The organism is candidate division KSB1 bacterium, assembly GCA_016214895.1.
In the GTDB taxonomy this organism is placed as follows: domain Bacteria; phylum Electryoneota; class RPQS01; order RPQS01; family RPQS01; genus JACRMR01.
Genome location: JACRMR010000002.1, coordinates 511,163 through 524,890, shown reverse-complemented (window position 1 = coordinate 524,890; position 13,728 = coordinate 511,163). Strand labels below are relative to the sequence as shown.

Below are 13,728 nucleotides of genomic sequence, written 5' to 3'. Positions count from 1 at the left end.
CCGTAGGGGCGGGTCCACGACCCGACCTCTGAACCGCACCGCATGTCGGGAAGCGAGCCGTCAGCAAGTCCTCCCGAGCGGGGCACATGCCGACACATAACGCCGCGTGGAAAAAAGCCCCTCTCAGCGAATCAAGAAGAGCTTTTCCGCAAGAGCAGTTGAATTACAGTTGAAGGTGGATAGATATGCTCCGGATGGCAGCCCGGAAAGATCGAGATTGATCTCCACTTCACGGGAGCTCGGCAAGTACAGTCTGCGCGATAGGACCCTCCGCCCATTGATTTCAAAGACGTTTAGCCATCCGACCACATCATAGGGGGCTTTGAGCTTCAGTCGAGCACTCGAATTGAACGGGTTCGGGTAGGCGAGCATTTCGAATGCAAATTGCGTGGGGAGTTCGCGTTCGACAGCCGACAGCGGTGGCAGCGCGAACCGCATCAGCCATCCGGCGAATGGATTGGTCGAGTAGGCGTCCGGTGTTACCGGAAAATCGGGTGATAACGTGAAACCCGCCAGCCAAACCGTATCAGAGCCCGTGCCGGTCAAGCCAAACACGAACTCATTTTGGTCGCCGCCGATGACCGTACCGTACTCAAGAGTTGAGAGATCACTCGACAGGCGAGCGAGAAAGCCGTCGCCCCAGCCGGGTTCAGTCACTGAATCCATGGCATCCGGTGTGCATGGAAATCCGAGCGCGGTGTAGCCTCCAATCACGACCCGACCGCTCGGGTCGACGTAACACGCCGTCCCGACTATGCGATCATCCCATGGACCCCCGATATAGGTGGATGCCACTAACGTCGATGGAAGTTCAATGATCGTCAAGATGCCGTCTCTTTGACCGTTGAACGAAGTATCAAACGCAGCGGACGTCACGTAGTAGTCCGCTGAGTTGCTTCGGCCATAGACTAGAATTCGCGAAGCGTCCAGCGGATAAGCAGCGACAAGCTCTCCACCACTGCCGCCGACATAGGAACAGTACTCCACGGTCGACGTGTTGACAACAACGCGCGCGAAGAAACCCTCCGAATCGTAGTCGTCGTCATCCGCCCCGTGGCTAACCAGTTGGTATGCATCGGGGGTTACAGGAACCTCGTGCAGGTATTCAACCGTTCCCGAAAGCCAAACTCTGGATCCGGCCAGAGGATCGATCCTGAGGATGTGTGCCGGGAAATAGCTGATGTAATAGATACTTGCCGCCTGAGGGTCAAAGGCGCAGAAGAAACCGTCACCCGGCTCGGTGATAAGGGCATCTGGAGATATTGGCAGGTCCAGCGAAAGCGTCGTTCCCCCAAACCATACTACGCCCGTGGAGTCAATCGCCATGGCGTCGATTTGGTCGAGTGTCGATCCCCCAAAGAAAGTCGAATACTCAAGGGCGTCTCCCCCGGTGGAAAGCCGGGCCAGGAAACATTCCCGAACCTCGTCGAACATCGTGTCCGCTGCATTTGATGAGTGAGGCCAGTCTGGACTCCAGGTCGTGCCAGCGACGTAAGGTCGGCCAACAGTATCGACTACCAGGTAATCGGGGGAATCCTCGCGGTGACCTCCGAGGTAGGTCGAGAAGAGCAGATTCCGTGCGTCCACATCGAACTTTGTTACGTAGGCGTCGCTCGAGTCTGATGACAACTGAGTCTGATAGGCTCCCGGGGTTATCGGAAAGTTCACTGCCGACGTAACGCCAGCCACCACTGGCTGTTCCAACCTGTCGAGGGCAAGCTCTCGAATCCCGCCTTCAAACCAAGAGTTCCCGCCAAAGTACGTACTGTAAACCAGTGGATCAATCACCAGCTCCTTGCTCGCGTCAAGGGATGAGGTAATGACGCCGTAGCGATTGGGGTTGAGCACGGCAAACTGCACACCCACATCCCGCTGATGACGACCATCAATTTGATACGCCCACGGTGCTTGCTCTTTGAGGTTACCAAGCGAAGTTGCGAGCACCAAATTGCCGGAACCATCAACTCGTAGCGGTGCGTCAAGCCCTTCATACTCGATCACAATCTGCGACGCATCCGCTCCCGGCTGAACATGGTAGTTCGTCTTCACCCCCTGCTCGTTGGCCACAAACTCCACATCGATTCCGTTCCACACATCCTTCGCCATCACGCGCTGATAATGCCCGACTCTGCTCCGCCACTTGCACGAGTCGCGGCCCAAGAAGTAATTGCTGTAGCTGGCGAGCTTATCGACCCCCCTTAGTCCCCCCACAGAGTGGGGGGAGAGCCGATTCACGAAGTTCATTTTCAGGACGTGACCACGAACCGATGCTGGCTGGGGCTCCTCTTCCCCCCTTAATCCCCCCACAGGATGTGGGCGGAGACCCGACGCGGCTCTGGCCGTTCGGTCATACTGCCGGATGTCAATAGTCAGGCCCTGGTTCGTAACATAGTAGGTCGTGGCTCCCGCGCTGAGCTTAAAGGCGAACGGCTCGTCCCACTGGCCTTCATTGGCGACGAAGAAGATGGACGGCGAAAGCTCTGCGCTTGGCGGCACGATCCCACTCACGTGGGTGTCTCCATGTGCCCCATTCTGCGGAGCACCTGACGCCAAGGTGGCCAACATCAGGATGAACAGCGATTTGTGCATTTTAAGCCACAGCTATTGACTTTTTGACCAAAGTTTCGTATATTATGAGCGTCCAAGTGGGTCGTGATCAACTCCCGACTCCTCATCTATCATCTAACATCGTTCATCCATCGGCCCTGCCTGGCGACGCAATCTGACTCGACAAAAAACGTACAAGCTTCTGATTCTCAAAGGGTAAACCAGTTCGTTTGGGCAAAAAATGTTTTTGACAACATCTCCGAACTCGTCTATCATAGATCATCTATCCGCAATCATCCCTTCCTCCTCCACACCGTCCTCCCGCCACGGTCTTCGAGAATGATCTCCCTCGCCGCCAGCTCGTCGCGAATCCGGTCGGCCTCCTTCCAATCCTTGGACCGTCTCGCCTCATCGCGAGCGAGCACCAGCGCATCGATCTCCGCGTCGCCGGATTCGACCTGCTTCGGATACACCCAATCCACCACGGAGTTGATTCGCCGCATAACTTTATGCACGGCTTCTGCCTCAAGCTCTCCGACTTTCCCTGACGCGATCAGTGAGTTGACATCCCGCACGAGATTGAAGATCGCCGCCGATGCTTCCGCATAGTTGAAATCATCGTCGAGACCGTCCTGAAACTGCTTCTCGCAGCGGTCCAGCACCGCCGTCACCTCATCAATCCCGCCGCCGCCCGTGGCAAACTCGAGATTCCGCAGGAACGCGTCGATCCGTTCCAGCGAGTTCCGCGCTGTCAACAACCCGTCCACCGTGAAGTTCAGTTGCTGCCGATAGTGCGTCCCCATCAGCGCGAAGCGGATCTCCCGCGGTACATAGCCCTGCTCAACCACATCGCTGATGGAATAGACATTCCCCAGCGATTTCGACATCTTATCGGCTTCGATCATCAGAAACTCCGAGTGCATCCAGTAGCGTGCGAGTCGCTTGCCGGTGCAACCTTCGGTCTGCGCGACTTCGTTCTGATGATGCGGGAAGATCAGATCGACGCCACCGAGATGAATGTCAAACTCCTCGCCAAGATATTTCAGCGACATCGCCGAGCATTCGAGATGCCACCCCGGCCGTCCCTTGCCCACCGCGGTTTCCCAGAACACATCGCCATCCACCGGCTCCCACCCTTTCCAGAGCGCGAAGTCGCGCGGATCGTGCTTTGCATACTCATCGCCCGCCACGCGTTCGCCCTGCTGCAGGCCTTCGACATCAAGCCGCGCTAACTTGCCATAGTCGGGGAAGGCCGTCACTTTGAAATACCACGATCCGTCGGTCTGGTACGCGAGTCCTTTCGCCTTGAGCTGCTCGACAATCCGCACCATCTCGGGAATGTGTTCCGTCGCCTTCGGATAGATATCGGCCCGCTCGATTCCGAGGGTCTCGCGGTCCTCATGAAAGATCTTCGTGTAGCGCTCGGTGAATTCCCGCATCGGAATTCCCTCTTTCTGCGAACCGGTGATCGTGCGGTCGTCGATGTCCGTGAAGTTCATCACCCACGTGACTTCATAGCCGCGGTAGCGCAAATAGCGCCTCACCAGATCGGAAAACATGAAGGTGCGGAAGTTGCCGATGTGCGCGCGGTTATAGACCGTCGGGCCGCACGTGTACATGCCGACTTTTCCGGGTTCACGCGGCACGAATTCTTCAACGCGCCGCGTCAAGGTGTTGTAGATGCGAATGGCCATGGGTTATTGTTTAGTAGAGCCGCACTGCGTGCGCTCTGATTTCGGAATACTCTTGGCGGCACATGTCTCCATGTGCCCCATCGGGAAAAACTTTGGTCAACCGCTAATCTACTGAACCCGTATTGCGAGCGATGGTTCAGATGGAACATGGTCCATCTGTCCAAACGCCATTTCACGCTGATCGATTACCTCTTTCCACTTCCGCCGGAAGTCATCCGGCTTCATCACCCAAATGGTCGTAATGTAGTACTTCTTGTAGTCATAGATCGTTGTTGCCTTGGACAAGCTTCGGAACGTAATCGGAACTGCCTTGATCGCAATAGTGGTGCAGGTCTCGTCTTTCCCGACGAAGTACCTGCCGGCGAAAACGACACCATTGCTATCCTTTGCGGACCACGGGGCAGTCTGAAGTAGATCTGTAACCGCCACCATGTTTCGAGCGTTTCTTCGTACCCACTCCTCAAACGCAGCCGGAAAATCATAGACTTCTCTGCGATACTCCTGACGCGCTTCAGTCCCCACCATGCTATGCGCTCCAGTCAGTGGGTCCTTGGCTCGCTCGACTTTCAGAATTCGCCTGCCCTCCGCTGTTTCTTCGAAAGCGGCATTGGACTCGTCGATCTCCTTCTGTATGTATCCAAAAGAACTATCCCCGTCGTCTCCAGTGTCCTTCCATCCAGCGAAATCAAGAGTCACTGGAAGACGTTGGCCGGGCGAATAAAATTCTCTGCCCTTTATACGTTGATTCCAAAACAGGTTGAACTCTTCGGGCTGCAACTCGAGGACGTGTACAGCAGGATAGTCCAGCGCTGGAAAGCGCCAGAGTAGCTCACGTATCATCCAATTACTTGCAGTTCTAATGTCGTCAGTCGAAAGATTAGCTCGAACATCGCCTCGCCAAAGCTGCCTTGTCCCGCTGAGATCGAACACTTCGACACTGATCTCACCGACATATACCGGTGTGGTCTCTGTAGTGGACCGAACCATCCATGACGTTGCAGCAATGCTTGCGGTGCTCCAAATACCTGCGGCAAGAGGGTACCGCGTATTGAACACGCCAGCCCTCTCAGTCAAGCTAAAACCATAGGTTAGGTTCGTCTCGATCTTCTCTTCCTTCACGCCAAAATACAGCCGTATCTTCACGGCCGGTTTCGCACTTTCTTCCCGATAGCCGATGCGCTGAAGGCATTCCGTAACCTGTAATAACAAATACTCCTCGAGAATCTGGTTGCGAGAGGTTTCCGGCTTTCCCACTTCCTGAAGCTCAAGACTAAATTGCGAAGAGTTTGACCAGTCCACATCCGGTGCGCGATAGACCTTGATATCCAAAGGTGGAATGGGTTGTCGTACCAATGCCACACGTTTCGGCGGTGCGCTTGCGCAGGACGAGAGAATTGGACCAGCAGCAAGTATCGCACTCGCAATAAGGACAAATCTAAACGCAGTCCGAAACATGCGGTCTATCATGGGCAGCTCCTCCACAGACAAATTATCTAACAGTGAAGAAATGCAACTTGGGTCGGTTCTTGGCGGCACATGTCTCCATGTGCCCGTCGGGAAGAATGATTAGCCCTTTGCCACGATTGAATTCAGTAACGGCACTAACCATTGTCATTCTGAAAGTCGCGTCTTCAGAAGTTCGCGGCTTGAAGAATCTCTAAACGTCGAATTCGTCTTCGGCGACTCAGTCTTTGAATCGCGGCAGAAATGCACTTTCAAAGATTCTTCACTACGAAGACTACGTTCAGAATGACAATTTCGACGATACTCGCCTAACTGATAAACTGCGAGTGTGCCGAACGCTCTCCCAATGGGGCACTTGACGCCAAGTGCCGCCGAGGAAGGCATGACAAATCGAGTCAATATGCAAAACGGCACCGTTCCGGTGCCGCCGTCCGTTTATCGCGTGCTCAGGATTTCAAAGTCAGCGCGGGGTGGCGGCCAGTGCGGCCCGGAACTTGGCCGCATACGAGAAGCTCGAAAGAAACATCAGGCAAATGGTAATCCACATGAACAGCTCGGGCCGCAGCCATGTCACCGTGGTCGATTCCCAGTCCACGGTATAGGAAATCAGCGTCACGGCTTCGGCGACCATCGCCACCTTGCCGAACATGTTGGACTTCACGACCTCCGCGGTCTGCCGGTAGATGTAGAAAGCGCCCACCACAATGACGCCGTCGCGGGCGATCATCAGAGCGAGAAACGCCCAAGGCAGCGGATTCTCCCGCCACGGCAACGCCAGAAACAGTGCGAGACTGTCCAGCCAGATCTTATCCGCCAGCGGGTCGAGCACTCTCCCCCACTCCGACTCCTGCCGGAACACGCGCGCGATCAGGCCGTCCAGCATGTCGCTGAGCAGTGCGATGCCCATGATCACCATCGCCCAGAAATTGCCATCGCCCTCGCGTCCGCGCCGCAGGAACATGAAGAGGGGAATCAACAGCAACAGCCGCCCCACGCTCAGCACATTCGGCGAGGTCAGGATTCTGCGCGCGTGCTTCGTCGCCTGCCGTCCCATCGGCAGCGGCGAGCGCTGGAGCGGTCTGTCGGCTTCCGGGTTCATCTCATTCAACACTTCGCAGCACGCGGTCGAGCTGCATTCGCGCCCAGTCCTTATCGGCTTCGGTGCCCAACGTGGCGTACTGGGCTTCGGTCAACGGTACCGGGTATTTGCCCGTGAAACAGGCCGCGCAGTAGCGATCGGGATCATCATGCGTGGAATGCAACATCCCCGCTTCGGACAGGTAGCGCAGCGAATCGGCCCCAATGTACTCTTTGATCTGTTCCGGCTTGGCCCAGGCCGCGATCAACTCCTTCCGCGTGGGGAAGTCCATGCCGTAGAAGCACGGCCACTTTACCGGCGGCGACGCCACTCGCACATGCACTTCCTTCGCCCCGGCCCGGCGAATCACGCCGACGAGCTTTTTGAGCGTGGTCCCGCGCACAATCGAATCCTCCACCAGCACCACGCGGCGGTCTTTCAGAACTCCGACGACGGGATTGTACTTGATCCGCGCATTAAACGAGCGCATGAACGGTGACGGATTGATGAATGTACGTCCAATGTAATGGTTGCGGATCAGACCGATTTCGAACTTGATTCCGCTGCGACGGGAGTAGCCGATTGCGGAGGTATTGGATGAGTCCGGCACACTGATCACAATGTCCGCGTCACACGGCGCCTCTTCCGCGAGGATCTTGCCCAGTTTGCGGCGGCGGCGATCCACGGAATCTCCGAAGACCCGGCTGTCCGGTCGCGCGAAGTAGATCAATTCGAACACGCACATATGCAGTTTCGTGTCGGAGTACTGCATCGTTTCGGTCCCGCGCGCGCTGTAGGTCACGATTTCGCCGGGCCGGATATCGCGCTCATAATCCGCGTCGAGCAGGTCCAACGCACAGGTCTCGGACACGGCGATCACCGCGTCGCCCTTCCGCCCCAGGCAAAGCGGTCGGAATCCGTGCGGGTCGCGGGCGACCACCATCTCATCGCGCGACAGCAGGACAATCGAGAACGCGCCCGTCACCCGCCTCACGGCTTCAGCGACTCGCCCGGTCAGCGTAGCTTCGCGGCTGCGCGCAATCAGATGAACGAACAGCTCGGTATCGGACTCGGTCTGGAAAATCGCCCCGTCATCTTCGAGCTCGCGACGGACAACCAATGCGTTGACCAGATTGCCGTTGTGGGCGATCGCCAGCGGGCCGTTTTTGGTCTGCACCACCAGCGGCTGGATATTCGCCGCATTGGAGCCGCCCGCCGTGGAATAGCGCACGTGGCCGATGGCCCGGTTGCCGCGCAGCGTCGCGAACTTACTGTGATCGTTGAACACGTCGGCAACCAGGCCCATCCCGCGGACGTCATAGAGCCCGCTGCCGTCAGTTGCCACGATACCCGCCGATTCCTGGCCGCGGTGCTGGAGCGCGTACAGCGCAAGGTAGGTCAGCTCGGCAGCGTTCGGATGGCCGAAGATGCCGGCAATGCCGCACTGCTCACGGGGTTTGTCGTGTTGTTCGATGGGGTCCTCCGGTTCCGTTCCAAACCTATGAATATACAGCATGGATCAGAGATTGTCAATGTGTCAGGGAAGACCGCGGGCTCGAACCGATACCCACGCTTGCAAGTTCCCAAAGGTATGAGTATCTTTAGGATGGATGAGGAGTTGGGCACCACGAAGCGCGGTGGGCAGCTCCGAAGCCTGACACGTTCCTCTCCCGGTCGCGGCTATTAAATGAAATAATTCAATAGCCTTGCGAGCCTGCAAACCTGCTGGCCATTGGCGGGATGCTGGCATCGCAGATTCAGCGTATTCTGCGCATGCCTCATCGACCTATCACATTTCAGTTCACATTAAAACGAGGTTGAGTTAGAGTGAGGGTACTGATCACCGGAGGCGCCGGATTTCTGGGCCTCCATGTCGCACATTGCTTCGCCCGGAACGGGTGGGAGGTCATCTGTACGGATATCGCCGAGTTCGAGGCGCACGAGTTCCCGGCGGGAACGGTGTACGTCAAGCACGATGTGCGGGACCGGCCCGGCCTGGAGAAGATTCTGAAAGAACGGAGGGTTGACGCGATTGTCCACGGCGCGGCGGCACTTCCGTTATGGAAGCCCAAGGACATCTTTGACATCAATGTGGAAGGCACTCGCAACGTACTTGAGGCGGCCCGGACCTGCGGCGTGAAGCGGGTCGTGTTCGTGTCATCGACGGCGGTGTATGGAATTCCCGATCACCACCCGCTGTTCGAGACCGATCAAGTGCAAGGGGTCGGGCCGTACGGGGAGAGCAAGATTCTGGCCGAAGCGGTCTGCGGAAGTTACCGCGACCGGCTCTGCGTGTGTGTGATCCGACCCAAGACCTTCATTGGCACCCATCGGCTTGGCGTGTTCCAGATTCTCTATGATTGGGTCGAGAGCGGCAAGCGCATTCCGATGATCGGCAATGGCCGGAACCGCTATCAGCTGCTGGAAGTGGACGACCTGGCCGACGCCCTGTATCTGGGCGCTACCGTGGATGCACAGGTGGCGAACGACACGTTCAATGTCGGCGCGAAGGAGTTCATGACGGTTCGCGAAGACATGGGGGCCATGTGCGATTTTGCAGGGAACGGTGCGCGGCCCTGGGGCACTCCGGCCGGACCCGTGAAGCTGGCGCTCAAGACGTTTGAGGCGCTGGGTCTCTCTCCCCTGTACAAGTGGGTGTATGGCACCGCCGATCAGGACAGCTTTGTCTCGATTGAAAAGGCCGAACAGAAATTGGGCTGGAAACCACAGTACTCGAACGCTCAGGCGTTGATTCGGAGCTACCAGTGGTATCTCGCTCACAAGGGCGAGATTCCGGCCGGTTCGGGGATTACCCACCGGATCGCCTGGAATCAAGGCATCCTGAAGTTCTTCAAGCGATTCATGTAGGCAGTGAACGTGCGGCGGCGCGCGTGAATCAGATCCGGGCAACCGATATGCTGAAATCCCACTCCCGACGGTGGTCATGGGTGCTGTTTGTCGCGGCGGTTTGCGGGGGGATCAGCTCCGCCGAGGCGACTCCGGCCTGGACCTACGAACAGATTCGCGCGGAGCAGGCGGCTCGTCCCGCGCACGAGGCGATTCCGCGCTCGCCGCTTGACCGTCGGGGCGGTCGCCTGCCGCTCGACGACCTCGCCTACTTCTACCACTACGATCTGCTCTGTCAGTTCCTCGACGGGATGCAGTTCACCGGAGCCGGGAACAACAACGGCGGCATGATCGAGGGCGAGAGCGGCGGCGATCAGAATATCATCGAAACGGACAATACTCAGGAAGCGATCCGGGTCTGGTCACAGTACGCGTTGTGGACCGGCGACACGGCCCGCTTTCATGAGAACATTCAGCGCGCGCAGGGCTATTGCGGGCGCTTTCCGGCGTGGCATGAGGGTGACGGCGGCGCGCCATATTATTCGGCACATAATATCGGTTGGGGTTTCGAGGCCGTCCGCAAGTATCGCGCGGCCTACGGCGATACCAGTTGGAATTGGTATGCGGATAGTTGCGCAGCCTGGATGACTGGTCACCAGTTGAATTGGAACACGGAGTTGGTGAACGGTTATGCCGAGGCGCTGGGACTGGGCGGGATGTACTATCACGCCGAGTATCGCGGCCGGCAGGACTGGCTCACGCACTGCATCACTCGCGGTCGCACCCTGCGCAGCTGGCTGCAGACGTCTCCGGTGCGCATGCGTTCCGAATCCTGGGCGCTGAGCGGCGGAACGGCGATGTGGGGACTCAGCGAAACGCTGTTTCGCGCTTATCCCGATAGCGGCGCGATCTGGCTGGCGGAGTACGGCGACGAGTTGCAGGTCTGGGAGTCCAACGGGCAGTGGAATCACTCCTTTAATGCGTGGTATGCCAACGCGCAGCATCGCTGTTTTGAGCTGACAGGCGATTCTACGTATTGGAATAATGCCGTTTACATCGGCGACTCGCTGATTGGACTGGACACCGATGCTGACGGCGGGATCTATCCGGGCCGCACCGGTTACTCACCCGCGAACGATCATTCGTGGGTGAGCGCGTATATGGGATGGATGGGTATGGAGCGCGTGATCAATCAGCAGCCGCGCACGGATCTCGCGATCACCGGGCTGCTCTCCCCGTCGCAGACTCTGCCCTTCCTGGCCGGCGACCCGCTCCCGGTGTCACTGCGAGTTGTGAACTCGGGCCGTCAGGCGCTCACAGGAACGGTCACGGCGGTCGCCCCGAATTTCAACGATTTCGCCACCGTGAATCTGGCGACGGGTGCGGACACGGTATTGGATTTCGCGCAACTATGGATCGTGCCTGACGACGACGCACTGCTTCCGTTGACGTCGATCCACTTTGCCCTGACAGCCGTAGGGGACAGCGTTCCGGCGAACGACACACTGACGGCGTGGATCGATATTCGGCACGGCATACGGCTGAGTGGTCTGATTTCTGACCCGATCGACCCGGGCGCCGACGTGACCGGGCATGCACGGGTCTTTCACGAATCCTATCCGGACTCGGTTTGGACCGAGTTTGATGTTCCCGCCAACGGTCCGTACGCGACGGGCGATCGGCGGCTGTTGTCGGGGGTCAACCGGATGGAGCTAAGTCCGCCGCTACGATACCGCGTCGAGTCGCTACAGGCGGAATTGAATCCGCAACCCCCCGACCAGCAGGCGAACTACTCACTGGTGAGAGCAGATATATTGCTGGTGGATGACGATGACGGGCTCGCCTACGAGACCTATTTCAATCAAGCATTCTCCGATCTCGGTTACATCTCGCGCTGCTGGGACCGACGCGGCGGCTTGATCTCCTCATTGGTCGGGTTGCCGATCGTGGCCTGGTTCACCGGAAACGACAGTCTGACCACACTTCAGCCGTGGGACGAGTCGGTGATTGTGGAATATCTGAACTCCGGCGGCAGCGTGCTTCTGACCGGGCAGAATATCACGGACGACCTCGGTCCGGGATCGACATTTCTCGCGACGGCCATGGGCTGCTCGACGCGGAACAACGACACGGATAATCGTAACGTGTCCGGCATTGCCGGCAGTGGCATCGGTGACGATGTGACTCTGTATCTGGTCGGTAATCAGGGAGCGAACAATCAAACGAGTCCGGCTTCGGTCTATCCGATTGCCGGCGCCTTGCCATTCTTGCAATATCAGGGCGATGATCATCAGGTAGCCGGGGTGGCGTTTCATCCCGAATCCGGCGGGTCCTCGATCTTCCTTGGGTTTGGCTTCGAGGCGATTTCGGGGATCAATAGCTCGACCACACGAGCCGAGCTGATGGGCCGCATGCTTGATTGGTTCGAGACGAATGGAGTCGAGGCTCCCGTCCCGCGCGCAATCGCCACGGAACTTTGGCTTGCACCGAATTATCCGAATCCCTTCAACCCTTCGACGACAATCTCCTTTGTCGCCCCGGCCAACGGTCGCGTGGTCACGCTGGATGTATTCAACACACTGGGTCAGCGTGTGGCGGAATTGTACCGGGGCCACGGCAACGGCCAACGCGTCACGCTGCAGTGGAATGCCGGGCGCGCCGCGCACGAGGTGGCCAGCGGCACTTACTGGGTGCGACTGATGTCGGACCGCCGCGCGGTGTCGCGGACCATTCAACTCATTCGGTAGTCGCGATTGCGCTGGCTCTTTGAATTTCGTCGCGGCAATCCCGGCACCGTCTGGGCGTGGGCGACCTACGATTTCGCCAATTCCGCGTTTGCGACGACAATCCTCGCGGTGATCTTCAGTGCATACTATGCGGGTGTGGTCGCGGGCGGTGATACCGGTGTCGAGTTGTTCGGTCGCCGCGTGCCGGGCGCGACGCTGTTCTCCTGGTTTGTTTCCGCCGCGATGGTGATCACGGCCGTACTCTCGCCGCTGTTGGGCGCGTTGGCGGACATCAGTGGTTTGAAGCGACGCTTGCTTGGACTGCACGCGGGCTTGGGAATCCTCGCCACGCTGTTGCTCTTTACGGTTCACGAGGGCAACTGGTTGTGGGGCGGTTTGCTCTTTCTGTTCGGGCAGATCGGATTTGCCGGGGGCAATGTGTTTTACAACGCGATGCTCCACGACCTCGCCGATCCGGCCGACTTCGGCAAGGTCTCGGGCATCGGCTGGGCCTGGGGCTATCTCGGCGGCGGGCTGTTGCTGGCCATCAATCTGGTGATGCTCCAGCAGCCGCAGCTACTCGGGCTTCCGGAACACTCGTTGACGGTGCATCACTGTTTTGTGAGCGTGGCCGTGTGGTGGGCGGTGTTTTCGATTCCGGTATTGCGGATTCCGGTTTCCGCTACTCCGCTCGTGCGGCGGCGCTTGCGGGAAACGCTCCCCGCCGCGATTCGCGACCTGCGGCAGGTCATCCGCCAGTTGCGCGAGCTGCCCCAATTCACGCGGTTCTTTTTCGCGTACTTGTTTTACAATGACGGTGTAGAAACCGTGATCGTGATGGCGTCAATCTTCGGCAGTCAGGAGCTGCACATGTCAACGCCGGAGTTGATCGCGTTCTTCTTGATGATTCAGGGCGTGGCGCTGGTGGGTTCGCTCATCTTCGGCTATCTGGCGGACAAATTCGGCAGCAAGCGCACGGTAATTCTGAGTCTCGCGGGATGGTTAGTGGTCGTGTTGTGGGCGTGGCAGCTCGGAGTTTTCGGGGACGCGCTGACGGAATACTGGCTGGTGGGTGCGATTGCCGCGACGGTCATGGGTGGCTCGCAAGCGGCCTCGCGATCACTGCAAGCGGAGTTGATTCCGGCCAACCGTTCGGCGGAGTTTTTCAGTTTTTTCGGCATCTCCGGTCGGTTCGCGAGCGCAGTCGGTCCATTGATCTTCGGCGCGGCCGTATACTTAACGGGGAGTCTGCGGGCGGGCGTGTTTTCACTGATCGTCTTTTTCGTGATCGGGCTGGTTATTCTCTGGCCGTTGCGGCCGGAACTGGGTCGGCGACAGGCGGCGGCGTTTCAGGTCTGAATTTGAGGAGCAT

8 protein-coding genes are annotated in these 13,728 nt (G+C 58.2%); 3 read left to right on the top strand and 5 right to left on the bottom strand.

The genetic code is table 11. The annotated features are described in order from the left end of the window. Window positions 1-123: 123 nt before the first annotated feature. The 5 genes from HZB60_02085 to HZB60_02065 all read right to left on the bottom strand — a co-directional run bounded on the left by HZB60_02085 (window position 124) and on the right by HZB60_02065 (window position 8,299). Entirely contained in the window at window positions 124-2,589 is a 2,466-nt protein-coding gene (locus HZB60_02085) for a hypothetical protein (GenBank protein ID MBI5058552.1), read from the bottom strand. A gap of 251 nt (window positions 2,590-2,840) precedes the next feature. Then, on the bottom strand, window positions 2,841-4,241 hold the full coding sequence (locus HZB60_02080) for a cysteine--tRNA ligase (protein MBI5058551.1): 1,401 nt from the start codon (window positions 4,239-4,241) through the stop codon (window positions 2,841-2,843). Between the two features lie 108 nt (window positions 4,242-4,349). Beyond that, the gene (locus tag HZB60_02075) at window positions 4,350-5,570 is read right to left on the bottom strand and encodes a DUF4136 domain-containing protein (GenBank protein ID MBI5058550.1); all 1,221 of its coding nucleotides are present in this window, start codon (window positions 5,568-5,570) and stop codon (window positions 4,350-4,352) included. 595 nt (window positions 5,571-6,165) lie between these two features. After that, window positions 6,166-6,804 carry a CDP-alcohol phosphatidyltransferase family protein gene (locus HZB60_02070; GenBank protein ID MBI5058549.1) on the bottom strand — a complete coding sequence of 213 codons (639 nt, stop codon included), beginning with the start codon at window positions 6,802-6,804 and terminating at the stop codon, window positions 6,166-6,168. A 1-nt stretch (window position 6,805) separates the two neighbouring features. Further along, window positions 6,806-8,299, bottom strand: coding sequence for an amidophosphoribosyltransferase (locus tag HZB60_02065; protein ID MBI5058548.1), 1,494 nt, complete (start codon window positions 8,297-8,299; stop codon window positions 6,806-6,808). Between the two features lie 311 nt (window positions 8,300-8,610). On the opposite strand from HZB60_02065, the gene HZB60_02060 reads away from it, so the two are divergent. The 3 genes from HZB60_02060 to HZB60_02050 are packed head-to-tail and all read left to right on the top strand — an operon-like array spanning window position 8,611 to window position 13,715. Continuing rightward, window positions 8,611-9,651: an NAD(P)-dependent oxidoreductase gene (locus HZB60_02060; GenBank protein ID MBI5058547.1), complete on the top strand. Its 1,041-nt coding sequence runs from the start codon at window positions 8,611-8,613 to the stop codon at window positions 9,649-9,651. 47 nt (window positions 9,652-9,698) lie between these two features. Then, the gene (locus HZB60_02055; protein ID MBI5058546.1) at window positions 9,699-12,377 is read left to right on the top strand and encodes a T9SS type A sorting domain-containing protein; all 2,679 of its coding nucleotides are present in this window, start codon (window positions 9,699-9,701) and stop codon (window positions 12,375-12,377) included. Window positions 12,378-12,383: 6 nt separating this feature from the next. Then, entirely contained in the window at window positions 12,384-13,715 is a 1,332-nt protein-coding gene (locus HZB60_02050) for an MFS transporter (GenBank protein MBI5058545.1), read from the top strand. Window positions 13,716-13,728 lie beyond the last annotated feature (13 nt).